22 protein-coding genes are annotated in these 24,307 nt (G+C 43.9%); 13 read left to right on the plus strand and 9 right to left on the minus strand.

The features are described from left to right. Positions 1-109 precede the first annotated feature (109 nt). From M1P97_RS14020 to M1P97_RS14040, 5 genes are all read left to right on the plus strand, one after another. A complete protein-coding gene (locus M1P97_RS14020; RefSeq protein ID WP_249389404.1) occupies positions 110-1,597 on the plus strand; it encodes a Gfo/Idh/MocA family protein in 1,488 nt (495 codons plus the stop codon). A gap of 21 nt (positions 1,598-1,618) precedes the next feature. Then, the gene (locus M1P97_RS14025) at positions 1,619-2,473 is read left to right on the plus strand and encodes a 3-keto-disaccharide hydrolase (protein WP_075559084.1); all 855 of its coding nucleotides are present in this window, start codon (positions 1,619-1,621) and stop codon (positions 2,471-2,473) included. Between the two features lie 164 nt (positions 2,474-2,637). Continuing rightward, positions 2,638-3,003, plus strand: coding sequence for a DUF6249 domain-containing protein (locus tag M1P97_RS14030; protein ID WP_075559083.1), 366 nt, complete (start codon positions 2,638-2,640; stop codon positions 3,001-3,003). 10 nt (positions 3,004-3,013) lie between these two features. After that, positions 3,014-3,577 carry an RNA polymerase sigma factor gene (locus M1P97_RS14035; RefSeq protein WP_075559082.1) on the plus strand — a complete coding sequence of 188 codons (564 nt, stop codon included), beginning with the start codon at positions 3,014-3,016 and terminating at the stop codon, positions 3,575-3,577. Next, on the plus strand, positions 3,574-3,948 hold the full coding sequence (locus tag M1P97_RS14040; RefSeq protein ID WP_249389405.1) for a hypothetical protein: 375 nt from the start codon (positions 3,574-3,576) through the stop codon (positions 3,946-3,948). Before M1P97_RS14035 ends, M1P97_RS14040 begins: the two co-directional genes overlap by 4 nt. Before the next feature lie 76 nt (positions 3,949-4,024). On the opposite strand, the gene M1P97_RS14045 is transcribed toward M1P97_RS14040, so the two are convergent. The 6 genes from M1P97_RS14045 to surE all read right to left on the minus strand — a co-directional run bounded on the left by M1P97_RS14045 (position 4,025) and on the right by surE (position 9,045). Continuing rightward, on the minus strand, positions 4,025-5,101 hold the full coding sequence (locus tag M1P97_RS14045) for a hypothetical protein (protein WP_195373242.1): 1,077 nt from the start codon (positions 5,099-5,101) through the stop codon (positions 4,025-4,027). A gap of 12 nt (positions 5,102-5,113) precedes the next feature. Beyond that, a complete protein-coding gene (locus M1P97_RS14050) occupies positions 5,114-5,659 on the minus strand; it encodes a hypothetical protein (RefSeq protein WP_075559079.1) in 546 nt (181 codons plus the stop codon). A gap of 1 nt (position 5,660) precedes the next feature. Beyond that, positions 5,661-6,191 (minus strand): RNA polymerase sigma factor, encoded by a 531-nt coding sequence (locus M1P97_RS14055; protein ID WP_195373243.1) that lies wholly within the window; start codon positions 6,189-6,191, stop codon positions 5,661-5,663. 134 nt (positions 6,192-6,325) lie between these two features. After that, entirely contained in the window at positions 6,326-7,069 is a 744-nt protein-coding gene (locus M1P97_RS14060) for a NigD1/NigD2 family lipoprotein (protein ID WP_249389406.1), read from the minus strand. An 81-nt stretch (positions 7,070-7,150) separates the two neighbouring features. Continuing rightward, a complete protein-coding gene (gene lpxB / locus M1P97_RS14065; RefSeq protein WP_249389407.1) occupies positions 7,151-8,284 on the minus strand; it encodes a lipid-A-disaccharide synthase in 1,134 nt (377 codons plus the stop codon). Beyond that, complete coding sequence (gene surE, locus M1P97_RS14070; protein WP_249389408.1) at positions 8,281-9,045, minus strand: 5'/3'-nucleotidase SurE; 765 nt, start codon at positions 9,043-9,045, stop codon at positions 8,281-8,283. The genes lpxB and surE overlap by 4 nt, the downstream gene beginning before the upstream one ends. 814 nt (positions 9,046-9,859) lie before the next feature. On the opposite strand from surE, the gene M1P97_RS14075 reads away from it, so the two are divergent. From M1P97_RS14075 to M1P97_RS14110, 8 genes are all read left to right on the plus strand, one after another. Next, positions 9,860-13,030, plus strand: a complete 3,171-nt coding sequence (locus tag M1P97_RS14075) for a DUF6383 domain-containing protein (protein WP_249389409.1) — start codon at positions 9,860-9,862, stop codon at positions 13,028-13,030. A gap of 410 nt (positions 13,031-13,440) precedes the next feature. Beyond that, the gene (locus M1P97_RS14080) at positions 13,441-14,205 is read left to right on the plus strand and encodes a ParA family protein (protein WP_028727261.1); all 765 of its coding nucleotides are present in this window, start codon (positions 13,441-13,443) and stop codon (positions 14,203-14,205) included. 9 nt (positions 14,206-14,214) lie between these two features. Further along, positions 14,215-15,099 (plus strand): ParB/RepB/Spo0J family partition protein, encoded by an 885-nt coding sequence (locus M1P97_RS14085; RefSeq protein WP_195372410.1) that lies wholly within the window; start codon positions 14,215-14,217, stop codon positions 15,097-15,099. 21 nt (positions 15,100-15,120) lie between these two features. Next, positions 15,121-15,840, plus strand: a complete 720-nt coding sequence (locus tag M1P97_RS14090) for a DUF5683 domain-containing protein (protein ID WP_229058459.1) — start codon at positions 15,121-15,123, stop codon at positions 15,838-15,840. Between the two features lie 6 nt (positions 15,841-15,846). Continuing rightward, positions 15,847-17,373, plus strand: coding sequence for a lytic transglycosylase domain-containing protein (locus tag M1P97_RS14095; RefSeq protein ID WP_195372411.1), 1,527 nt, complete (start codon positions 15,847-15,849; stop codon positions 17,371-17,373). A 92-nt stretch (positions 17,374-17,465) separates the two neighbouring features. Next, a complete protein-coding gene (locus tag M1P97_RS14100; RefSeq protein WP_195372412.1) occupies positions 17,466-19,745 on the plus strand; it encodes a RelA/SpoT family protein in 2,280 nt (759 codons plus the stop codon). 99 nt (positions 19,746-19,844) lie between these two features. Beyond that, on the plus strand, positions 19,845-20,354 hold the full coding sequence (fldA, locus tag M1P97_RS14105) for a flavodoxin FldA (protein WP_249389410.1): 510 nt from the start codon (positions 19,845-19,847) through the stop codon (positions 20,352-20,354). Positions 20,355-20,397: 43 nt separating this feature from the next. Further along, the gene (locus M1P97_RS14110) at positions 20,398-20,763 is read left to right on the plus strand and encodes a DUF2023 family protein (protein ID WP_075559068.1); all 366 of its coding nucleotides are present in this window, start codon (positions 20,398-20,400) and stop codon (positions 20,761-20,763) included. Between the two features lie 158 nt (positions 20,764-20,921). On the opposite strand, the gene M1P97_RS14115 is transcribed toward M1P97_RS14110, so the two are convergent. The 3 genes from M1P97_RS14115 to M1P97_RS14125 form a co-directional block, all read right to left on the minus strand. Then, positions 20,922-23,231: a TonB-dependent receptor gene (locus M1P97_RS14115; protein WP_249389411.1), complete on the minus strand. Its 2,310-nt coding sequence runs from the start codon at positions 23,229-23,231 to the stop codon at positions 20,922-20,924. Between the two features lie 216 nt (positions 23,232-23,447). Further along, complete coding sequence (locus tag M1P97_RS14120; RefSeq protein ID WP_195372415.1) at positions 23,448-23,798, minus strand: hypothetical protein; 351 nt, start codon at positions 23,796-23,798, stop codon at positions 23,448-23,450. 140 nt (positions 23,799-23,938) lie between these two features. Further along, complete coding sequence (locus M1P97_RS14125) at positions 23,939-24,268, minus strand: DUF6686 family protein (RefSeq protein WP_249389412.1); 330 nt, start codon at positions 24,266-24,268, stop codon at positions 23,939-23,941. Between the last annotated feature and the right edge of the window lie 39 nt (positions 24,269-24,307).

The following is a 24,307-nucleotide window of genomic DNA, read 5'->3' on the forward strand; positions in this document are numbered from 1 at the left end:
CTTGTTGTTCTTTTGGCATTGGTTATATTTGCGACAGTTTGTGTTTTTAAGACGTGACATTTTAATCGAAATATTATTATTAAGTGCTAATCTATAAAAAATTATTACTATGTCAAACATCACTAGAAGATCATTTCTTCAAAGAGGCGCAGCAGCTGCTGCAGCTTTGACCATTGTCCCCGGTTCCGTTCTTGGAAAAAGTCATGGACATATCGCTCCAACAGATAAATTGAATATTGCAGGCGTTGGTATCGGCGGTATGGGTAATGCTAACTTGAAGAATGTTGAAAAAACAGAGAACATCGTAGCTCTGTGTGACGTGGATTGGAAGTATGCGAAACCGGTTTTCGACCGTCATCCGAATGCCAAGAAATATTGGGATTTCCGCAAGATGTATGATGAAATGGGTAAGTCGATCGATGCCGTTATCTGTGCAACAGCCGACCATACACATGCTATCGTTACTGCCGATGCAATTACGTTGGGTAAACACGTATATTGCCAGAAGCCGTTGACTCACTCTGTTTATGAATCTCGTTTGCTTACTAATCTGGCTAAAGAATATAATGTAGCAACACAGATGGGTAACCAGGGTTCTTCGGATGAAGGTACCGATTTGGTTTGCGAATGGATCTGGAATGGTGAGATCGGTGAAGTGACAAAGGTGGAATGTGCTACCGACCGTCCTATCTGGCCACAGGGACTGAATGCTCCTGAAAAAGTGGATAAGATTCCTTCTACATTGAATTGGGATTTGTTCTCTGGTCCAGCACAGGTTCGTGCTTACAATAAAATCTATCACCCATGGAACTGGCGCGGATGGTGGGCTTATGGTACAGGAGCATTAGGTGATATGGCTTGCCATATTATGCATCAGCCGTTTAAAGCTTTGAAATTGGGTTATCCTACAAAGGTTCAGGGATCTTCCACGCTGTTATTGCAGGATTGCGCTCCTAATGCACAGCATGTTAAGTTGACATTCCCGGCTCGCGACAATATGCCTAAACTGGCTTTGCCGGAAGTTGAAATTCACTGGTATGATGGTGGTATGATGCCGGATCGTCCTGCCGGTTTCCCTGAAGGAAAACAATTGATGGGGCCTGGTGGAGGTCTGTGTATTTTCCACGGTACAAAAGATACGCTGATTTGCGGTTGCTACGGTCAGCAGCCTTGGTTGTTGTCAGGACGTGTTCCTGCTGCTCCTAAAGTTTGCCGTCGTGTTCCGAATGCAATGAGCGGTGGTCATGAAATGGATTGGGTTCGCGCTTGTAAAGAAGATGCTTCCAGCCGTGTGAAGACTAAATCAGATTTCTCAGAAGCAGGTCCGTTTAACGAAATGGTTGTAATGGGTGTATTGGCTGTTCGTTTGCAGAACTTGAACAAAGAGTTACTGTGGGATGGTCCTAATATGCAGTTCACAAACATCAAGGATGATGAAATGATCAAGATTCTGATTAAGGATGATTTTAAGATTGTTGATGGTGACCCGAAATTCAACAAGATCTGGACTGATCCTATCAATGCTAAACAGTTTGCAAACGAACTGATCAAGCACAATTATCGCAATGGTTGGAAATTGCCAGATATGCCTAGATAACAGTTTTAAACTTACATAAAAATGAAGAAGTCAGTATTATTTGCAAGTGCCGCGCTGATGATGTGTTATTTCACATCTTGTGGCGGTGGAAAGAAAACAGAAGACGCTGCTGCCGATGCAACAGCCGAAACAAAAACAGAAGCAGCCGTGCCTGAATACACATTATTAGATTTACCGACTGTAGATTTATCTACATTCCCGAAAGATGCCGACGGTTGGATTACTATGTTTGATGGTAAAACATTGAATGGCTGGAGAGGATATGACCGCGAAGATGTTCCTAATGCTTGGGAAGTAAACGACGGCGCAATCCATATTAAAGGATCCGGTGCCGGTGAAGCTGGTGCAAAAGACGGTGGTGACCTGGTTTTTGCTCACAAGTTTAAAAACTTCGAATTGGAATGGGAATGGAAAGTGGCTAAAGGCGCCAACTCTGGTGTATTTATCCTGATCCAGGAAGTAGAAGGCCAGCCTTCTTATATCTCTTCTCCTGAATATCAGATCCTGGACAATGCAAACCATCCGGATGCCAAGTTGGGTAAAGATGGTAACCGTATGTCTGCTTCCCTGTATGATATGATTCCTGCTAAACCGCAGAACTCTAAACCGTTCGGCGAATGGAACAAATCAAAGATCATGTGTTACAAAGGTACAGTTGTTCATTATCAGAACGATGAACCGGTTGTTGAATATCATTTGTGGACTCAGCAGTGGAAAGAAATGCTGGATGCAAGTAAGTTCAGCAAAGACAAATGGCCGTTGGCTTACGAACTGCTGTTGAACTGTGGTGGACCTAACAAAGAAGGTTTCATCGGTTTGCAGGATCATGGCGACGACGTTTGGTATCGTAACATCAAGATCAAAGTATTAGACTAATTTCGTAATTTACGGATAACTAACTTATTAATACCCGGAATCGGCAATATGCCCGACTCCGGGTATTTTTTTCCAAAAAAGTTTCTTTATCTTGTAACCTTTCCTCCGGAGTGTTAGTCTTATCTGTAAACGAAACAATTAGAAACATTTTAAATATTGAAATTATGGAAGAATGGTTAATTCCTTTGGTTGCGATTATTTGTGCGGTTGGTCTGCCTGTACTGTTGCTTATGATACTTGTCATCAGAACAACCCGGACAAAGCATGAAGAGCGTATGGCTATGATCGAAAAGGGTATCGTACTGGAAGAGCCTGAGCGGAAGGTAAATAAATACAATGCTCTACGCAATGGTTTACTGATGGTCGGACTTGCATTGGGCGCTATGGCTGGTATTTGTTTGGATGATACGATGCCGAGTGACTGGCAAGGTTTTTCAGTTGTTATCTTTACTGTTTTGGGTGGAGGTCTTGCCTATCTCATTTATTTCTTCATCGTTTTGAAGATGATGGAAAAGGAGAAAGAACAATAAAACCGGATTGATGGACGAACAAAAGTGGATAAAAAGCATTCTGGCAGGGGATACCAAAAGTTTCTCCTGCCTCGTCGCGAAGTACCAGCAGATGGCATTCAATATTGCTTTCCGTATACTGGAGAATCGCGAGGAGGCAGAAGAAGTCGTGCAGGATGCTTTTGTGAAGATGTATCGTGCGCTTCCGTCTTTCCAGTTTGGCAGTAAGTTCTCTACCTGGTTCTATAAAATAGTTTACAATACTGCAATAACGGCGCAAAGAAAGCAATCTCTTTTCGAGAGTTACGATGATGCCGTTGCAACCGATCTGACAACCAGTGAAGTGGATAGTGCGACTGCTATCCTGGAACGGGAAGACCGGAAAGAAATAATTGCCCGAGTACTGAAAAAGTTACCGGCTGACGAAAGCCTGGTGCTTACTCTCTTTTACCTGGAGGAGTGTTCTATTGCTGACATCGGTCAGATCACGGAAATGACTCCTTCCAATATTAAAATAAAATTGTTTCGCGGACGTAAACACTTCTACGAAACCTTGCAGTTGATGATGAAGAATGAAACAGCGTATGTGTTATGAATAAGTCGGATAAAGATATAAACCGTTTGACCAGGAAAATCCTGAAGGAAGGAATGGTCGAACCGTCTCCGGATCTGAGCCTGAAGATCATGGACCTGATTATGCAGGAAGAGCCTCTGAAAGTGCCGGAAGTAAAGAAGGTAAAGTGGCATTCCGGGATGTCGCCTTTTATAATAATTGGTATAATTATTGTGTATCTCGTGGCATTTGCCGGATTATTGATGCTTGTCGGTCGGCAACCCGAAGGAAACGTTAACCATCTGTTGACTGGTTTAAAAGAAAAGTTGCCGTTTATCCTGACGGTGGTGGCTATCGTCGGGTCGTTGATATTTTATTCTACTTTGGACAAGGTCTTGGCGTTACGGTATTGATGGGATGTAGTGTCGTTTGTAGGGGCGGGGTTTGCCCGCCCCTACAAAACCTGTTATTTGGGTTCAATATTTTCTATTATAACGCCTTTACACTTATATTGCTATAATTATTCCCGTCGAAATAAATGCGTCCATTGTTTCCGCCATTGATTTCATAATAATGGTTTGTCTTATCCTCTGTTGAAGTTTTGGTGACATTGAAACCTTTGACATTATGGTTGCCATATTTCATGTTTTCGGCAGCCACTTTGAAAGAAGCTTTCGAAGGGATATTCACATTCAGGTTACCGTAGCGGGCATCTATTGTCAGGCTTTTGAAATTAGCAGAAAGCTCTTTTATGTTTAGTGAGCTGTAGGCCAATTCGCTGACATCCAGTGACTCCTTGACGGAACCAATCGTCGCTTCACTGTATTTGATCTCCATATTTCCCCTGTCGAGACTCTCTATCTTCACATTTCCATATTTGTTTTCCAGGTTGAGTTGTGAGCAATTCTTGATCTCCATATTGGAATACTTGTTATCTGCGTTCAGTAGGTTGGCATTTCCGACTGATACCTTACCGCAATAGCCAAAATCCAGATTAGCCTTCGTTACATTATTAATATCCACATTTCCATATTTCACTTCCAGGTTAAGAAGTTCTGTGAAGCTACCTGCATTCAGGTTGCCATATTTCACCTGTATGGTGCTTTTGCCTTCATTCTTATCCGGCAGGTTGATATTTCCGTATTTCTGTGACAGATTGATTGCCAGCTTGGAAGGAATACTGATGTAATAATTGATTGTGAAACGTTCGTTGTTGTTATTGCTCGACCGCTGTTCTTTGAGCGATGTAATGGCAGAAACAGTATTTCCGTTCTTTTTCAACTCGATCTGGACACGGTCCAGAGTAGCTTGTGCAGCCTCTTCGGTCTCCGCTTTCGCCTCTATTTCGACGCGGATAAGTGCTTCATTCTTATTCCAGTGCGTTACGGTGATGTTGCCGTAGCGGTTATCGGCAAGCAGCAGGTCGCTCAAACTGATACTGAATGATTGACTGATCTCTTTCTTCTTGATCCTCTCCGGTTTTCCGGCCCGGCCGCAAACGGTACTTACGATAAGCAACATCGCCAGAAGTAATAGTGAACGGCTTTTTGTTTGTTTTGTATTCATGATGTATCTTATTTATTTGTTGTCGTTTTCATTCTCTGTCGTTACCCGCTCCATCTGTTCCAGCATGAAGTTCAGTGTCTCGATACTTGTGCTGTAATGCTGGTTCATGGCAAACAGTGCATCGTTTGAGCAGGGCAGCGTAGGTAGGATTGTCTTTTCAAACATATAATTGTCTTTGAGTATCTTCCTGCTTTCCTGTAACAGACCGGCTGCGCCCGGAGCTTGTTCTTTTTTATACAATGTCTCCATCTGTGCCAGGATATCGTCTATCTGCATATTGTAATAGACACGCAGTTCGTTGATCTCCTCCTGTGCCTTGCAGGTTTTCTGAATGGCTGCCTTCTGATGGATGGGGGCAGGCGTACCGCCCGGCATCCGGAACAAAAACAACAGGGCAATAGATGCTGCAGCAGCAAAAGCGCACAAGCTGTATAGTTTGAAACGGTTCTTACGCGCAGGAGCCAGTTTCTTTTCGAAGCGATCGAAGTGACCTTCCGGCAGAAGGTCATCTTCAAAAGCTTCTCTATTGGTGTCTATGAAATTCTTTAACTTGTCCATGTCAATTGACTGATATAATGTCTAACAATTTGCGCTTTGCCCGCAGATACTGACTGCGTACGCTTGGCGGCTGAATATTCAGGATAGAGGCAATCTCTTCCATATCATACCCCTCAAAGAGGTAAAGAGAGAGGATCACACGGTAACCGGCCGGCAGTTTGGCAGTCGCTTCTTTTATCTGCTTTACCGAATACTGTATATCTTCCTCGCTGGGTTCATCGGATTCGGGATCGGCATAGTTGTCCGACAATTCGTCCCATTCCGGAGTCTGGCGGCGAACATAATCAATGGCCGTATGGACTGCTATCCGGTGCATCCAGGCTTCGAAACACAGATTGTCTTTATACTGATCGATGCGGGTGAAGATTTTCAGGAACGCATCCTGCATGGCTTCTTCCGCTTCTGAGGTGTTGCCGACGATACGCAGGCAGGCAATGTACAATCGCTGTGCGAATTGTTTGTACAGGGCCAGTTGCGCGCTTCGCTTTCCGTTTCGGCAACCTTCTATCAGTTGTTCTGTAGTTTCGTTCATTTGTTTATATAAACGGAGGGCAAGTTGCAAACGTTGCATCTCCGGCTGCGAATTTATACAAAAAAAAGAAAGACATCATCACGATGTCTTTCTCCCTGAACTAAATGATAAAAATAAAAGTTATGTGGGAAGGTTTAATTTGTCGTTTGAAAATCCTCAGTTCCCATCACCGGGGCTCTCCCCGTTGCCGAACCGGATTTGTATTTAAGTTCAATCGTTTCGTCTCCATCATACGATTTGTACTTGATTTTCATCGTCACTGTCTCACCTCCTGTTTCCGGCAGACTGTTCAGTCTGAATGAAGCTAATCCCCAGCCTTCGGCGCCTGACAGGCTACCGTTTGCATTATGGCGGAATTCCAGTTCGTATGTATCGGAGTTTTCCATTTTTACGAGATTCATAAAATGTTTGCTTCCGTACTCAAAGTAAGTGGCAAACTGGAAGTTTATATATCCGTCTTCAATCCATACTGACTTCATCGTCACCGGATCTTTACCGTAATATTCATCGTTTTTATCTCCCAGGTCTGGTGCGATCGATTTGGTCAGAACTGTATCTATCCTGTTCAGGCGGATCACATAATCCTGTTCGATGTTCATATCTTTACCCGGTCCGAGTAATGTAAAGTTGATGAATGCTCTTCTTTCTTTACTTACATCGAAGTTCGGAGTGGTAACACCGGCTGCCGGCCAAAATGAAATAGAATCGTCCCACTGGAGATAATATGAGTTGTTGCCAAGCGGTTTGACAGTTGCTACACCGACACTATATTTATCGAGAGAATAGCCGTCATCATCCAGGCAAGAGTATAATGTAGAAGATACCAAAACAGTACCTAATACCAATAAAAAAGTCTTCAACGTCTTCATAGCTTTCATATCACATTGTTATTTCCCATTCTATATTAAGCTAGATGGGAGAAATTTACGAAATGCTGCAAAGATGTATGATAAAAGATGTTAATCTCTCAGTGACTGGTAGATAAGTTCGGCCGTGCGACGGGAAGCCCCCGGTTTTCCGAGCAGGTGGATCACTTCGTCGTACCCTTCAAGCATCTGATTGCGATAGGCTGGATCGTTCAGTATTCTATCCAGCTCTTCATGGATTTGGCGGGTAGAGAAGCGGGCACCGAACAATTCTTGTACCACTTCGCGGCCGGCAATCAGGTTGACCAGTGAGATATATTTGGTATGGAAGAAATTGCGGAAGATAAAGCTTGCCAACCGTCCGGCTACCACGTAGTAGCACACTACCTGCGGCACACGGAACAGGGATGTTTCAAGCGTGGCTGTTCCGGAAGTGACCAATGCGGCGTGGCTGTGTTGCAACAGGTCGTAGGTCTTGCCGAAGACGATCCGGGCCTGATGGTTACCGATATATTGTTTGTAGTATTCCGGCTCGAGTCCGGGTGCTCCGGCAATAACCGGTTGATAATCCGGATAGGAGGTGGCTACTTCGAGCATGGTCGGGAGATTGTCTTTGATCTCCTGCCGGCGGCTTCCGGCAAGGAGGGCGAGGATTGGTTTGTCAGGCAGCCCTTCGTCTATTATAAATGTATCGGGTCCGGCGGCTTGCTTCTCTTTATATTGTGCAACTGAGTCTACCGAAGGATTTCCTACATAGTCCACCGAGTAGTTCAGCTTGTGGAAGAATTCCGTTTCGAAGGGCAGGATGCAGAACATACGGTCTACGTAACGGCGGAAGTCCTTGATGCGGTACTGTTTCCACGCCCATATCTTCGGCGATATATAATAATAGACAGGCAGGTGTAATACCGTCTTTACGAATTTGGCTATTTTCAGATTAAATCCCGGATAATCGATCAGTATGACTACGTCCGGCTGATATCTGCGGATATCTTCCTCGCAAGTCTTCATATTATTCAGGATTGTACGCAGGTTGAGCAACACCGGGATAAAGCCCATAAAGGCCATTTCCCTGTAATGCTTTACTAAAGTGCCGCCTACGGCCTGCATCAGGTCTCCCCCGAAGAAGCGGAAATCCGCTTCCGGGTCTTTCTCTTTCAATGCAGCCATCAGGTTCGACGCATGTAAATCGCCGGAAGCTTCACCTGCGATCAGAAAATATTTCATAATCCCCAATCGTTATATTTGTTCATCCAATCGTAATCCGTCACGTCTAGTTTGCAGGGGACCAGGGAGGCATATCCGCTGTCGAGTGCCAGTGTATCGTTGTCCGGGTGTATCGGTTTGGCATTCTCGAAAGAGCCGGTCAGCCAGAATACAGGTTTCCCGCTTCCGTTTTCCGAACGTTTAAATTCCTTTACCCATTTCCCGGCAGCCTGGCGACAGATCTTTATCCCCTTTACAGCATCGGTCTTTGGTACGTTCAGGTTCAGGTAAGTACCTGCGGGCAGTCCTTCTTTCAATACACGACGGGCCACCATACGTCCAAGCCGGCAACATTCCGTAAAGTCGGCATCCTCATGATGATCAAGTAGAGATACTCCCAGGGAAGGGACACCGAACACACAACCTTCGGCTGCTGCTCCCATTGTACCTGAATAAAGGACGCTGATAGCCATATTTCCCCCGTGGTTGATACCCGAAACCAATAGGTCGGGCTTGCGTTCGAGAACTTCGTTGATAGCCAGTTTCACGCAATCGACCGGAGTGCCGGTACATTTATATACCGTCAGTCCTTTTTCTTTCTTCACCAATGAATAGCGGAGAGGATTCTCTGCCGTGATAGCGCTACTCATTCCCGAACGGGGACCATCGGGAGCCATAACAATCACTTCTCCCAGGTCGAGCAGGCATTCTATTAACTCATTAATTCCTTTGGCGTTTACGCCGTCATCGTTTGTAATCAGGATAAGCGGTCTATCGTTCATCGCGTACTTATTTTTATAATTACTTCTACAAATGTAACGATAATCTTTTGATGGCGGATGCTTTTAATTTATTCTAACGTTCGATGTGGGTGTTCTGCTCTTGTTATATGGCCCTCTGGTGATGCTTGCGTACAGTAAGGTTTTTCATTAGCATATCTAAGGCCGGAATATAGCATAATTAAGGTGAAAGGTCAGTAATATCAAAAACGTAAGGCATAGAATACAAATATGTAAGGCATACCTTTCAAAAAAGCAAGGCTTGCCTTACATATTTGTAATCATAGCCTTTCTTTTATAAAAGTAGGGAGGAAAGGGATAAATCATTAGGTACTTTCGGATTAGTTATCTTAATGAAAGAACTTAGTTGTTTAGGGGAGATAAATCGTAGTTATGGAGGGTTGAGGTCAGAGTATGAGAATCCGAAATTCGAGGTATATATGAGGTGGAATAATAATGTACGCGTGTACATATAATATATAGGATCTGTTTTTTTTGAGGGATGACTTATATAATATGGGTTGCAGGAATCGTAGGAGTGACGAGGAAAAACGATCGTTTATTCTCGTCAACAAAAGTAAGCATTTGTTTCATTTCTGCAATTCTTTTAGGTCGTTTTTTTTCAATGTTATATGCTTTCTTATCAATAGAATAGCATAGTTTGTATGAAAATGCATATTTGGAGGACGAACACAAAATCAATGACGAGAAAAAACGATCGTTTTTGCTAGTCATAGGATAAAGTAGTATACAAATGTAGCGATCGTGTTGAATAAGAACTTATTACACTTTAGTATTAATATTAAATTTTAGAATTATGAACAAAAAGTTTTCTACTTTGGTAGCCAGCTTGTTATTTGCATCTGCTTTTAGTACTTATGCAGGAACAGCGGCTTCAATGCCTGCAGTACCTACTGCGATCGAAACTAGAGCAACGGCTAATGTATTAGACATTAATACAACAGCTCCTACAGCTGCTTCTGCAGTTCAGGATTTATTGTTGTCTGAATTTAAAGACAATTCCCGTTTACTCGTGTTTTCTAATACAGCGAAAAATACTTGGACTCAAGCTTCGGCAAGTTCATTTCTTATGTTTGATGGTGCTGGTATTCATTTGGCTGACTACATGGGTGGATCAGTAACTTCAGTCCCTTCTAACGCTTTCTACTTTAATTACACTAACAAGCAGCTTGAAACGAAAGCTGGTTTAGTTTTGAATTTGGCAGGTTATTCAAAGTTTGATATTGTACCTGTAACTTTTAATGGAAAGTCTTCTAACTTTTTCGTGTTGAGAGCTTGGTATGATGCAACAACACCAGTGTATATTAACATGACTGGAAGCTTGAGCGCTGGTACTAATATTACTGTTGTAAATGATGTAACAACGGCAGCATTATTTGCATCAGCAGAAACTGCATTTGCTACAATTGCAGCAGATGGTGGTGTTTTGAATAAAGAGTTGAAAAATGGTTTTGAACTGACTATTTCTTCTGCAAAAGGTGGTGTGACTGTTACTGGGGCAGAGGCATTTGCTGGTAAACTGACAGCAATGAAGTATGATGCAGGTGCTATGCACGTAATGAATGAAGGCGATCTTTATCCTTATGTGTTGAAGAATAAAGATGGTAAATACATCTATTGGGATGCTGAAACAAATAAGGATTCAGATAAGCCAGGATCTTTCAAATTGACTTCAGAAGCTGATGTTATAAAAGCTTTTGAAAGTGGAGAAGTTGCGAATTATGATCCTTATCGTTTTACGATCTACGCTGCTGATAACGGCTCTAAGGCTGTTCAGGTAAATGTTGATGCTACGGCTTCTAAAAGATTATATATCAACAATACAAACAACGAAGGTCGTCTGACTGCTTTTGATGCAACAGGAACAGTAAGTAGTGCTGCTAACTGGGCTGTTACCTCTTTGGGTAGCTCAAATAAAGTTGACTTGACTCAGTTCTTGACTGGTCAGTTTGTAAAAGTAAACTATGTAGCCAACGGTGAAGAAGGAGCTTCTAATACATACAAAATTGACGGTGTTTTGACAATTGCAGAAGACGGTATAGAAGAAGACTTTGCTAAAGCTAAAAGCTTCGTAGCAGAAGACCCGGCAACTCATTGGGCTGTAACTACCGCAGACAGAGGTAAAACTATTAAGTTGACTAACCGTGAAAATCCGAGTATTGAGGTTACTCTTGGTGAATTGCGCGGTACTAATAAAACAGGTGTTTATGAAGTTGCTAAAGTGACAGCTGCTAACTTGGCGGTAGACGAACTGATTACAATCACTCCGGTTGCAACAGTTACTCCGACTGACGGTTATATGGTAGAAAATGAAAACGTATTGCGTAACACTTCTTACTATTTGGCTCAGTCTCGTCAGAATGCAGATCAGGATATTCCTGCTTATTGGGCAGAAAACCATAGCATGTCTCACCAGATCGGTGCTACTGTAAATAAAGATGCTGCAACTAAGTGGAATCTGGCATTCAAGGTAAAAGGCGGTGACAAAGCTTGGAAGAATGAAACTGACTCTGTATTGATTGTTAGCACATTGCACAAATGGAATGCAACAGCTAAAGATGTAGAAGAAATAAAGAGTACATTGGCTATCCTTCCGTATACATTCCAGAACCGTGAAAACAATGAGTTCGTTAAGAACTACAAATACACAAATTTGGAATATTATATCTGCGACAAGGATAACAACGAAGCTGCTGATAACGGTGCTGCTCAGAAGTTTGCTTTGAAGAAGAAACCGGGTAATACTTATAACTATGTAACGCTAGGTGGAACAAATACATATGTAACTGATAATGGTTATGTGAATGTATCAACAGGCAAATCTGTTTTCACTCTTGCTGGAGATAAGCTGTTCTTAGGTAATAGCCTGGAAAATGGTTCTTGGGAAGAAATGGATTTGTATGCAAAAGATAACAACTCTTTGATGCTGGTACAGCCTTCTGACGATCCTGAATACCACTTGGTAAATGATGATGTATTGGCTTGGGGCGATACTATTAAATTGTATCGTGATGAAAATGCAAATCAAGCTCTTTACGAAAAGAGAGATAACAAGTCTGTTGTTGAAAACGATACTTTGAGTTTCTTGAATATTGATAATATTTACGATCCTCAGTTCAAATTGAACCCGGCTATCTTTGTGGATACAGCTTATGTAAATCGTGAAAATAACACTTGCTGGCAGTATCTGTTGGCTGTAAATGTGGATAACAGCGTTAAGACTTATTGTCCGGATGATCCTAAACACAACGATCCTGAATGGATTAAGGAACACGGTGTATGTCCTCATGCAGAAAAGACTCCGATTGTAAAAGGTCGTTTCTTAGTGAACTTGATTGACACAGCTAATATCTATGGAGCTACTCACCTGCATACAAATCCGTATGTAAACAATAATGAAGCTGGTGAAAAACGTGCTAAATTGTCATTCGTACCGGGTATGCACATCAAGGATACATTGTTCTTGTTCACAAACGATGATACTGTAAAAGTAGAACTGGGTACTCCTGATTTCAATGTGGCTAAGTTTGCATTCCGTTATGAAAATGCAGCTGAAGGTACATTCAAGATCCAGAATATGTGGAAGGCTTATGACCCTGCACAAGCTGTTAAAGATGACTCTAAAGTATCATCTAATAACGAAGGTTACTTGAAATGGATCAATGGTACTGTTGTTGTAGAAAATGGTTACAATAAGGGTGACTTGTTTAGAATCGGAGAAGGTTACGAAGGTACTCCGACGGCAAACGAAGAAACTCCTGAAGTATCTACAATCTCTGTAATCGCTACAGACGGTGGCGTTATCATCTCTGGTGCTCAGGGTAAGAAAGTTACTATCAGTAACGTTCTTGGTCAGACAGTTGCTAATACAGTAATCGCTTCTGATAAGGCTGAAATCGCTGCTCCTGCTGGTGTAGTTGTTGTAGCTGTTGAAGGCGAAGCTGCTGTTAAAGCAATCGTTAAATAATAAATGACTTATTTATAAAGGAAATTTATAATCAAAAATTGTCTTTCATGTGATGGTTCTCCTTCGGGGAACCATTAAGTAACCTGCGATTGGTGAACAGGTGAATGACGAAATATTAAGTAATAAAATAAAGTTCATCTGTTAAGTACTCCTGCGAAGGAGGAAAGCAGATAAAAAACAAACCTCTCCGGTTACGACCGGAGAGGTTTCGTTTTTTTAAAACTACGTTATCATTTCCAAAAAAACGATCACATACTCCTCATTTGAAACAAGTTATTAAATATTCTGTTTATATTTGCAAGTTATCAACAGTTAGGGCGACTTTTCAACAAAACGAGCATTGTTTTGCAAAAACCTAATATCGTTAGATTTTTAATGTTTAGTTTTGCCTCTGAATTAAAAGACAAAGTATGGGAAAGATTATCGCTTTAGCAAATCAGAAAGGTGGGGTTGGTAAAACAACGACCACGATAAATCTGGCTGCATCCCTCGCTGCCCTTGAGAAGAAAGTGCTGGTTGTTGATGCAGATCCGCAGGCAAATGCCTCTTCCGGACTGGGTGTGGATATTCGGAGTGTCGAATTGTCCATCTACGAATGTCTGGTGAATGGAGACGACCCGAAAGGAGCCATTATCCCAACCGAGGTGGAAGGACTGGATATTATCCCGTCTCACATCGACCTGGTAGGAGCGGAAATTGAAATGCTGAACATGGAGAACCGGGAGCAGATCCTGAAACAGATGCTTGTCCCCCTTAAGGATATGTATGATTTTATTCTGATTGACTGTTCTCCCTCCTTAGGGCTGATCACTGTGAATGCACTGACTGCAGCCGATTCGGTAATGATCCCCGTTCAATGCGAGTATTTTGCACTGGAAGGTATCAGTAAACTGTTGAATACGATAAAGATTATTAAATCGAAGCTGAACCCGGCTTTGGAAATTGAAGGATTCCTGTTGACGATGTACGATTCGCGTCTTCGCCTGGCCAACCAGATTTACGAAGAGGTGAAACGACCGTTCCGCGATCTTGTTTTCACAACCGTTATTCAGCGTAATGTGAAACTGAGCGAAGCTTCTAGTTATGGCAAACCCGTAATACTTTACGATGCCGAGTCGAAGGGAGCGCTTAATCACATGCAGCTTGCGCAAGAGCTGATAGACAAAAATAAATAAGGACAAATTATGGCAGTAATGAAAAGATCGGCACTTGGCCGTGGATTAGATGCTTTAATCACGATGGACGACCTTAAAACCGGAGGTTCGTCTTCTATCAGTGAAATAGCACTGAGTAAGATCCAGCCCAATCCTGATCAACCCCGTTCTATATTTGAGGAAGAAGCATTGGAAGAACTGGCTACTTCTATCCGTTCACTGGGTGTTATCCAGCCGATAACCTTGAAGGAGATCGGTACGGAGAAGTACATGATTATTTCCGGTGAACGCCGTTACCGGGCATCGCTGATGGCCGGTCTGGAGCAGATCCCTGCCTATATCAAGACGGCGGCCGACGAGAATGTAGTCGAAATGGCGCTGATTGAAAATATCCAGCGCGAAGACCTTAACTCGATAGAAATTGCATTGGCTTATCAGAAACTGATAGACAGCTACGGCCTTACCCAGGAGAAGCTTAGCGAACGGGTAGGGAAGAAGCGGGCTACTATCGCTAATTATCTCCGCCTGTTGAAACTCCCGGCAGAGATACAGATGGGACTGAAAGATAAGAAAATAGATATGGGACATGCACGTGCCTTGCTGCCGGTGGAAGATCCGGAAGTGCAGTTGGCCTTGTATGAACAGATACTGGCAGAAGGCCTCTCCGTACGTAATGTAGAAGAGATCGTACGAAACGGGGCGGAAGCAGTTGCGCCGGAAAAGAAAGAGAATACAGCCGGACGTAAACCGATGCTTCCTCAGGAATTTAATCTGTTGAAGGATCATTTGTCCCGTTTCTTTAATACGAAGGTACAACTGGCATGCAACGAGAAGGGAAAAGGACGCATCACGATTCCTTTTACCTCGGAAGAAGAACTGGAAAGGCTGATCGGCCTGTTGGATAAGTTGAAATAAGTTGACGCTAGATTCGTGAGGATGAAATTAAAAATAAGCAGGATACTATGCTTGCTGGTAGTACTTGCCGGTATTTCCCTGTATGCGAAAGCACAGGGACAAGCAGTAATACTTGATGCTGATACGGTAGTGGTGGCACCACCCGATTCGACAGTGCAGGCTGTACTTCAGGCTGCCGACTCGGTACCGCAACCCAAGTTTAAGGAAATAAACATGAAACCGTTTAAGCCGAATCCGACAAGGGCCGTTCTTTATTCGTTCGTGCCGGGGTTGGGGCAGATATATAACAGGGCATACTGGAAGTTGCCGATCGTATATGGCGGTTTTATGGGATGTATCTATGCTGTTACCTGGAATAACCGTAACTATAAGGATTATTCGACAGCTTATCTGGATTTGATGAACGATGTGAAGGATCATCCGAATGATCCGAAAGCCTGGAGCAGCTCCTGGGTGGATATTGCCAAGAAGAATGGGCGTGATCCGGCAGAGTTCATAACTAATACGAGGTTGCAGGATAACATAAAGAGTCGTAAGGACTATTTCCGTCGTTACAGGGATTTGAGTATTATCATTACGGCTGGAGTATATGCACTCTGTATGATCGATGCATATGTGGATGCACAGTTGTTCGACTTCGATATTTCGCCGGACCTGAGCATGCGGATAGAGCCTGCGGTAACACCGAAGACCAGTTTCAGTGATCGGTCGTATGGCCTGAATTGCAGTATAAAATTCTAATAACACATGAAATATTTACTAACATTACTCTGTCTCTGTTGTCTTTTTACTGTTGTCCGTGCACAGGAAGCAATAACCGACAACGAAGAACCTCAGTATTCGAACCTTTCTGCCGACTCGTTATCTGTAGATGTCGGTCTGATTCCGGAAAGTCTGGATGCTGATGTAGACAGCCTTCTTCGCTCGTGGCACGTCCAATATTTCTCCAAGAGAGATGAATATTGCCATGACGATGATGCTAATGTATACTTCCCTGACTCTGTCTATCGGGAACGTCTGGAAAGATTGCCGCGCGTTATTTCTTTACCTTATAATAAGGTAGTACGCGATTGTATCGATTTATATGCTGACCGCCGCCGTAACCTTGTACGATATATGCTGGGTATGGCGGATTTTTATTTCCCCATCATCGAGCAGGTTCTTGATGAACACGACCTGCCTATCGAACTGAAGTATCTGGCTATTGTGGAAAGTGCCCTTAACCCTGTGGCTCTCTCCCGTGTGGGAGCTTGCGGTCTGTGGCAGTTCATGCTTCCGACCGGAAAGATCTACGGTTTGGAGATCAACAGTCTGGTAGACGAGCGTCGTGATCCGGTGAAGGCCACTCATGCTGCTTGTCGTTACTTTAAAGATATGTATGCCATTTATGGCGACTGGAACCTGGTATTGGCTTCTTACAACTGCGGACCGGGAAATGTAAATAAAGCAATACGCCGTTCGGGAGGTAAAACGGATTTCTGGGATATCTTCCCTTATCTGCCCAAAGAAACCCGTTCGTATGTGCCACTCTTTATCGCGGCCAATTATATTATGAATTACTATTGCGATCACAATATTTGTCCGATGCAGACCAGTATGCCGTTGGCAACGGATACAGTGGTAGTAACGAAAGCTTTGCATTTGGAGCAGGTGGCTGATGTGTTGCAGATGGATATAGAGCAGATCCGTGCCCTGAACCCGCAATACAAACGTGATATTATTCCCGGAAATGCAGAACCATCCGTTTTGAAGCTTCCGGTCAATCAGACCTATGCTTTTATTGACAAGGAGGACACGATATATACCCATCGGGCAGAAGACCTGTTGGCCGGTTGCCTGGCCTATAATACATCCGAAACAGACAAAGGAAGTACTTCAAATCGCGAGAAGATCACACATCGTGTAGCTTCCGGCGAGAATATTTATACGATATCTGACCGTTACGGAGTAACTCCAAAAGAAGTTCGTTCCTGGAACGGCCTGAAATCTAACAGGCTGGCCAATGGACGGCGTCTAACGTTGTATGTAGACAATGGCGGTGTGGCATTTGCTTCCGCTTCAAAAGCAAAGACGGCAACAAAGACGACTTCTTCTTCAGAAATCGTTGAAAAGCAAAGCAATGGCTTTGTCTCTTACCGTGTTAAATCGGGCGATTCTCTATATACTATATCCAAAAAGTATCCCGGAGTGTCGGCCACATTGATCCAGAAGGCCAATGGATTACCGAATGCAAATATCCGTCCCGGACAGGTATTGAAGATTCCTGTGGGATAAACTCGCTATTTTCCTGGCTTCCTTATTGATTTTTGACGAATATTTGTATATTTGTGGTTACAGACGTTATATAAAAAGAAGAGGTTGTAACCATGAGCGATACGATAGACACAAAAGACACAAAGGAAGCCGGTGACATGTTACCGGCCATGTCGGCAGATGAGAAAATGATCCAGGATGGGTTTAATGAACTGCTGCAAGACTACCTGAATTCAAATCATAGACGAAAAGTCGAGCGTATCACAAAGGCGTTCAACTTTGCTAATCAGGCACATGCAGGGGTAAAACGTCGTTCCGGCGAACCCTATATTATGCACCCTATTGCTGTGGCGCGTATCGTTTGCCGTGAAATGGGATTGGGTTCAACCTCTATCTGTTCCGCTCTCCTCCATGATGTAGTAGAAGATACTGAATACACTGTACAGGATATTAGTGATATGTTCGGTCCGAAGATTGCACAGATCGTGGACGGTCTAACCAAGATATCCGGAGGAATATTCGGGGAACAAGCCTCGGCACAGGCGGAGAACTTCCGTAAGTTATTGCTCACCATGAGTGATGATATCCGGGTGATCCTGATCAAGATTGCCGATCGTCTGCATAATATGCGAACTCTGGGGTCCATGCTTCCTGCTAAGCAATTTAAGATTGCCGGTGAAACCCTTTATCTTTATGCTCCACTGGCACATCGTCTGGGCCTTTTCACGATCAAGACAGAACTGGAAGACCTGAGTTTCAAATACGAACATCCTCATGAATATGATTTCATCGAGAAGAAGTTGCAGGCGACGGAAGAAAGCCGGAATAAGCTTTTCGAACACTTTGCAGTCCCGGTTGATAAGAAACTGAAAGAGATGGGCTTGCATTATGAAATGCAATCCCGCGTGAAGTCCGCTTATTCCATCTGGAACAAGATGGAAAGCAAAGGGATTACTTTTGAAGATATTTATGATTTATATGCTGTTCGTATCATCTTCGATCCGCTGCCGGGGGTGGATGAAAAGAATATGTGCTGGGATATCTATTCTGCTATTACGGATATCTACCGTATTCGTCCGGACCGTATCCGCGACTGGGTGAGCCGTCCGAAAGCAAACGGTTATCAAGCATTGCATCTTACCGTAATGGGACCTGACGGGCAATGGGTGGAAATACAGATCCGTAGCCGTCGTATGGACGACATCGCCGAGAAAGGCTTTGCCGCTCACTGGAAATATAAGGAACATAGTGTAGAAGAAGATACGGAGCTGGACAAATGGCTTCAGACTATTACGGAAATCCTGGAAAGTCCGGATCCGAATGCACTTGACTTCCTGGATACGATCAAACTGAATCTGTTCACTTCCGAAATATTTGTATTTACTCCGAAAGGAGATATCAAGACACTTCCGCAGGGAGCCACAGCACTTGACTTTGCTTATGCCCTGCACACCAATATCGGAAATAAATGTATCGGAGCGAAGGTTAATCATCGCTTGGTTCCTCTCAGTCATCCGTTGGCAAGTGGTGACCAGGTTGAGATCCTGACCTCCCGTTCGCAGGAACCGCAGGCGGAGTGGCTTAACTTTGTCACGACAGCAAAGGCGAGAGCCAAGATCGATGCCGTATTGAAACGTGCCCGTAAAGATGCGGCTAAGCTGGGAGAAGAGAAAGTGATCTCTGCATTCAAACGCTCGGAGATGGAAGCAAGTACGTCCAATCTGGATAAACTATGTATGTATTTCGGTTTCTCCAAGCGTGAAGAATTCTATTATGCCGTAGAAAAAGGAGATGTGGTACTTCCTGAGAATATCAAGAAGTTGCTGAAAGAAAAGACGGATAACCTCTTGTTTAAATACGTAAAACAAGCGTTAGGTGTCGGCTCTAAAAAGACGGAAGAGGAGAAGCCGGAAGAGAAACCTAAGACAAAATACGATAAATCGAAACCTTATATCCTTCGTGAAGAAGCATTCGAGCGTAATTATGTGATTGCCGACTGTTGTAAACCGATCCCGGGCGATGATGCGTTAGGCTTCATCAACGACGACGGAAATGTAGTGGTCCATAAACGTTCCTGCCCGATTGCCATGCGTCTGAAGAGTAGTTTCGGCGAGCGTATCCTGAATACCGAGTGGAGCAGTCATAAGAATGCCTCTTTCGAAGCTACGCTGGAAGTGAAAGGTATCGACTCGATCGGTGTGTTGAATACGATCACCAAGACGATTGCCGATGATTTCAATGTGAACATTATGCGTCTGTTGATCGAAGCGAAGGACGGTGTGTTCGAAGGCCGGATCAAGATGAAAGTGCATGATGTGGAAGACATTCAGAAGATGTGCGTGACACTCTCCAAAATCAAGAATATTAAGTCGGTAGGACGTGTAGCCGATTAGCCGGTAGGTATTTTCGGCCTGCAAAATACATATTTATAGGTATTGCCTTTGTAACCGGGATATCTGACCTTTGTCTTCATCAATTAAATAATAAAACAGATGAAGACAATAGGTATTTTTTACGGTTCGTCAACCGGAACGACAGAGGATATTGCAAAACGTATAGCAGCCAAGTTAGGTGTGGATGCTTCTAACCTGTATGATGTGGCGAAGGCTTCTCCTTCGGATCTGGGTAATTATGAAGTATTGATTCTGGGTAGCTCTACCTGGGGAGCAGGCGATTTGCAGGATGACTGGTACGATTTCCTTGCCAAAGTAAAGAAGCTGGATTTATCCGGTAAGCTCGTAGCTATTTTCGGTTGCGGTGATTCTTCCTCTTTCAGCGACACGTTCTGTGACGCGATCGGAACAATTTATACAGATCTTCAGGGTACAGGATGTACGTTTATCGGGTCAGTTCCGACAGATGGTTATTCGTATGATGACTCGACAGCTGTTGCTGACGGTAAATTCGTCGGACTTCCTTTGGATGAATTGAATGAAGACGATCAGACCAACCCGCGTATCGACCAGTGGATCGAAACGTTAAAACAGGAAGGTCTGGAATAAGCATTTTCGTATTGTAGTTTTTAAGATAATATCAGCAGGCAAGATGGTAACAACCAGGAACAGGATACCCGGAGAAGTGAAAGTCTTTCTTAATCATATCTATGAATATAAGAAAGGGATACGGAGTATGGTTTTATGTACGATCAATAAATCGTATGAGCAAGTCGTTACGGACCGTTTGGAAAGTCAACAGATTTGTTATGTAAAGCAGGATGCAGGAGAGAGAAGTGTCAATATTTATTTTGGAAGACCTGAATGCATAGAAGCTATTCGTTTATTGGTGACCCGTCCGTTGAACTTACTTACGCCGGAGGAAGATTTCATTCTTGGAGCTTTACTTGGGTATGATATCTGTATGCAATGCGAACGTTTCTGCACAAGGAAAAAGCAGCGGTTAACGTCTGCCTGATCGATATGGTTGTTTAATGTTTTCCCTAAAGTTGTTTATTTTCCCCGTTATCCAGGAAGGATAACGGGGTTTTTCTTTTGTTTTTAAAGGACTGGGGTTGCCTTGCCACGCAAGAGGTCTTTGCCTTACCACCAAGACCCTTTGTCGTAAAAAGTATCTTAGTAACTGATCTTGATACCGGCGAAATAACTTCTCGGTGTTGCCGGTCCGTAGATGTAGGCAGAGTCACGGTTCGGACCCTGGTCGAAGTCGGACTGGTAGGCTTCGAAGATGTTCTGTACGCCGGCGTTTACTTCCAGGGTGATATCCTTGTAGATATGGAAGTCATACGCCAGTTTGATATTCATGTCGAAGAAGTCCGGTGTATTGACAGCTTTATCCATAGGAATATAACCCGCCAGATGCTGAACCAGCATACTTCCGGTGTAAGTGCCCGACAGGGAAGTCGTGAAATGTTTCAACGGAGTCAGTGTCGCGGTAAAGTAACCGTACGTATTGGGTGTGCGGAACATCTTCTTTTCGGTCGGCACGTTCTCGTTTTCACTCCATTTCTCAGGTTCGTTATAACGGCTGCGCTGCAAGGTGGCTCCTGCCTGTAACGATAACCAGGAGGAAAGGATGCTTTTTCCTTCCAGGGTCAGTCCCATCACTTTTGCTCCCGAACCGTTGCGACGTTCTTTGATGATATTGCCCTGTTCGTCTTTCCCGATATCTTCCAATACGAATACATCGTTCAGACTTGTATAAAAACCTTCCACTAGGAAGTTTACCTGGATACCGTTCTTAAAACGATGATAAAAGTCGACCGATGTGCTGAGGCTCTGCGATTTCTCTTCTTTCAGGTCTTTCGCCCGTCGTATCATTGCTATCTCACCTCCGACGGCAGAGATGTGCATGTCTTCGTCGAAAGCCTGCGGAGCACGGAAGCCACTGGAATAGCTGGCACGTATATTGATATCCTCCGTCGGATTGAAACGAACGTTGGCACGTGGACTGAATACCACATTGTCTATCATGTTGTGCTTGTCCATACGCGCTCCGACCAGGAAGCTCCACCGTTTGTTTTTCCATTCGTTCTGCAGGAAAAGGCTTTCGATATGGACCTTCTGGTTGGTGTAGCGGTTATAACCGATCATTTCGTCTTTCAGATGGTCGTAGTTGTATTCCAGTCCGGCGGTCAGGTCTGACGGCATAAAGAGGAACTGGTCGAAGCTGTACGAATATTGTGTCCCGGTCATAAAGGTCAGGTCGGTTGTCTTACCGTACGCATTCGGGTCTTGTCCTGTGCCGTAATAGCTGTCGCGGTCGGTATTCTGGGCGGAGGTGAATACGCTGAGACGATGCTTGTAGTCGGTAGAGAAAAGATCGAATTTCAGGCCGCCACCATCGATAGAGTGTTCCAGTTGTTCGGCAATATCCGCTTCATGGGGTGGACGGTCAAGCATGTTTCCGCCACGACGGTATTCGTTCATGTGATGATATTCGAACGTCAGCTTGCTGTACGTGCTTGTTTTCAGATAGGAGCGGAAACCTACCGTCTGATTCTTCAGCTTGGGTAGTTCGGTATACCCGTCATTATCATAGTCGTAGCCGGAACGGTGGCGGTTCTGTCCGAAGATATACATGCCGGCCTTCCCGTTTTCCGTTACCAATGAAGCATTCAGCGTCGTATTATTGTCAAAAGAAGAACTTCCTCCGATAGAAGACAGGGTATGTGTCAGCTCGCCCGAGTTACGCAGTGGCTCCTTGGTAATGATATTGATCGTCCCGGCAATGGCAGAAGAACCGAACAATGCCGAACCACCGCCACGCATCACTTCCACACGGTCGATCATATTAGCCGGAATCTGTTCCAGCCCGTAAACACCCGAAAGTGCACTGAATATGGGACGCGAGTCGATCAGTATCTGCGTATAAGGTCCGTCCAGCCCGTTGATACGTACCTGCTGGAAACCGCAATTCTGGCAATTCGTCTCTACACGTACACCCGGCTGGAAGTTCAGTCCTTGCGCCAGGTTAACCGCACTGGTCGTATTAAAGACTTTCGAGTCGATCACATTTACCAGCGTAGGAGCCAGGCGGCGCGATGTTTCACTCCGGTTAGCCGAAACGACCACACCGTCCAGGGCGATGCGATCTTCTTCCATCTCTACATTGACTTCCTGTGTTTTTCCTTTCTCCAGTTTCACATCCCGGGTGATGGTCTTGTAACCGAGATATTTAAATTCGAGGGTGAACTTACCTTCCGGCAGGTTCTTCAGGAAATAGTGACCGGAGTTGTCGGTTGTCGTTCCGATGGTTGTTCCTTTTAGTATAACGGTGATAAATGGGAGATGCTCACCGGTTTCTTTATCCAATACATGCCCGAATACATTTGCATCCGATGCGTTCATTTTCTCTTCTTCAGTGGCCCATGCAACCGTAAGGGTACAGCAAAGGCATAGTATAAGTATTATAATCTTATTCATATTGATTTAATCTGATAAATAGGTAGTACAATAATTGAATGCCCGGTACTTTCCGGGCTTCTTCTTCCCAATCGAATAATTTGCCACAAGCATGGCATAGTTTTGCCAAAGGCATGGCACGACTCTGTCACAGGCATGGCATAACTTTGCCATAGGCGTGGCACAACTTTGCCAACGTGATGAAAAAAGTTGGCAAACAGTATGGGTACATATTTATCAGGCTACAGGAGGGGCGCGAAGAGACGGTTCTCCTTGTATGGGAACCAGATAATCCGGGTAGACCGGATTGCAGGATAATCTGAATAATAGGGTGAGGAACGCGGCAAGCAATAAAGAGACAAATGCAGCACCGCTAATCTGAATAGTCGATAGTTGATGAAGTAACTGGAACTCCGCATAACCGTGTTCATGGTCCGGACGTCCGTCGTCTGTCTTGTGGTAAGGGTGCGAATGGACGATCGTTACCCCATTCACGATATGAACGTGGGTAAAGGCTATCAAACATCCCAGATATGCAATGAATAATGCCGGGAGTGCAATTCGCAAATATTTCCTATACTTCTCCATCACCTTTTGCAAATATAGGGCATTTTATTGTATTGTCAGATAGGTGGGATATTAAATCTGTATTAAATACCTATTGATGGGTACTATACTTTTGTTGCTAATAAACACTCGGAAAGGAAGTGTTTGTTTGAAAGAAGAGTTCAATTCAACGAGTAGTTCTGTGCCAGATAAGGGGACTTCTTTTTGTTTCTTTTGGCGGAGAGAAGTTCTTTCAGTTCTTCCAACTCCATTTTGTTGAGGCAGAAATAAATGCTTTCGGATTGTACTTTGATACATATTTTGCGGTTGGAGGCGAAATGTTGGTTACGTTGTTCCGACAGGTCACCGTCGATGTTGTTTATGTACTTGCGGAAGCCCTGGAAGCCTGCTTCCGTAAAGCAAAAGAAGAAGTTGCCGAACTCCAGGCTATAAGTGTTACAACACTTGCAGAAGGAGAGCTGACCGTTGAATGTCTTATTTATTATTGTCATAATGGGTAAATGAGATGTTCTGTTTTACTGTTGTAAAAG

This window comes from Parabacteroides leei (assembly GCF_023369805.1).
Taxonomy (GTDB): Bacteria; Bacteroidota; Bacteroidia; order Bacteroidales; family Tannerellaceae; genus Parabacteroides; species Parabacteroides leei.

Excerpts from the sequence above, each read along its gene's own strand:
- M1P97_RS14100 (WP_195372412.1), top strand. The coding sequence starts at position 17,466 with ATGAGCGATACGATAGACACAAAAGACACAAAGGAAGCCGGTGACATG.
- M1P97_RS14075 (WP_249389409.1), top strand. The coding sequence starts at position 9,860 with ATGAACAAAAAGTTTTCTACTTTGGTAGCCAGCTTGTTATTTGCATCT.
- fldA (WP_249389410.1), top strand. The coding sequence starts at position 19,845 with ATGAAGACAATAGGTATTTTTTACGGTTCGTCAACCGGAACGACAGAG.
- M1P97_RS14040 (WP_249389405.1), top strand. The coding sequence starts at position 3,574 with ATGAATAAGTCGGATAAAGATATAAACCGTTTGACCAGGAAAATCCTG.
- lpxB (WP_249389407.1), bottom strand. The coding sequence starts at position 8,284 with ATGAAATATTTTCTGATCGCAGGTGAAGCTTCCGGCGATTTACATGCG.
- M1P97_RS14060 (WP_249389406.1), bottom strand. The coding sequence starts at position 7,069 with ATGAAAGCTATGAAGACGTTGAAGACTTTTTTATTGGTATTAGGTACT.
- M1P97_RS14020 (WP_249389404.1), top strand. The coding sequence starts at position 110 with ATGTCAAACATCACTAGAAGATCATTTCTTCAAAGAGGCGCAGCAGCT.
- M1P97_RS14025 (WP_075559084.1), top strand. The coding sequence starts at position 1,619 with ATGAAGAAGTCAGTATTATTTGCAAGTGCCGCGCTGATGATGTGTTAT.
- M1P97_RS14050 (WP_075559079.1), bottom strand. The coding sequence starts at position 5,659 with ATGGACAAGTTAAAGAATTTCATAGACACCAATAGAGAAGCTTTTGAA.
- M1P97_RS14080 (WP_028727261.1), top strand. The coding sequence starts at position 13,441 with ATGGGAAAGATTATCGCTTTAGCAAATCAGAAAGGTGGGGTTGGTAAA.
- M1P97_RS14120 (WP_195372415.1), bottom strand. The coding sequence starts at position 23,798 with ATGGAGAAGTATAGGAAATATTTGCGAATTGCACTCCCGGCATTATTC.
- M1P97_RS14035 (WP_075559082.1), top strand. The coding sequence starts at position 3,014 with ATGGACGAACAAAAGTGGATAAAAAGCATTCTGGCAGGGGATACCAAA.
- M1P97_RS14110 (WP_075559068.1), top strand. The coding sequence starts at position 20,398 with ATGGTAACAACCAGGAACAGGATACCCGGAGAAGTGAAAGTCTTTCTT.
- M1P97_RS14095 (WP_195372411.1), top strand. The coding sequence starts at position 15,847 with ATGAAATATTTACTAACATTACTCTGTCTCTGTTGTCTTTTTACTGTT.
- M1P97_RS14125 (WP_249389412.1), bottom strand. The coding sequence starts at position 24,268 with ATGACAATAATAAATAAGACATTCAACGGTCAGCTCTCCTTCTGCAAG.
- M1P97_RS14030 (WP_075559083.1), top strand. The coding sequence starts at position 2,638 with ATGGAAGAATGGTTAATTCCTTTGGTTGCGATTATTTGTGCGGTTGGT.
- M1P97_RS14085 (WP_195372410.1), top strand. The coding sequence starts at position 14,215 with ATGGCAGTAATGAAAAGATCGGCACTTGGCCGTGGATTAGATGCTTTA.
- M1P97_RS14045 (WP_195373242.1), bottom strand. The coding sequence starts at position 5,101 with ATGAATACAAAACAAACAAAAAGCCGTTCACTATTACTTCTGGCGATG.
- surE (WP_249389408.1), bottom strand. The coding sequence starts at position 9,045 with ATGAACGATAGACCGCTTATCCTGATTACAAACGATGACGGCGTAAAC.
- M1P97_RS14090 (WP_229058459.1), top strand. The coding sequence starts at position 15,121 with ATGAAATTAAAAATAAGCAGGATACTATGCTTGCTGGTAGTACTTGCC.
- M1P97_RS14055 (WP_195373243.1), bottom strand. The coding sequence starts at position 6,191 with ATGAACGAAACTACAGAACAACTGATAGAAGGTTGCCGAAACGGAAAG.
- M1P97_RS14115 (WP_249389411.1), bottom strand. The coding sequence starts at position 23,231 with ATGAATAAGATTATAATACTTATACTATGCCTTTGCTGTACCCTTACG.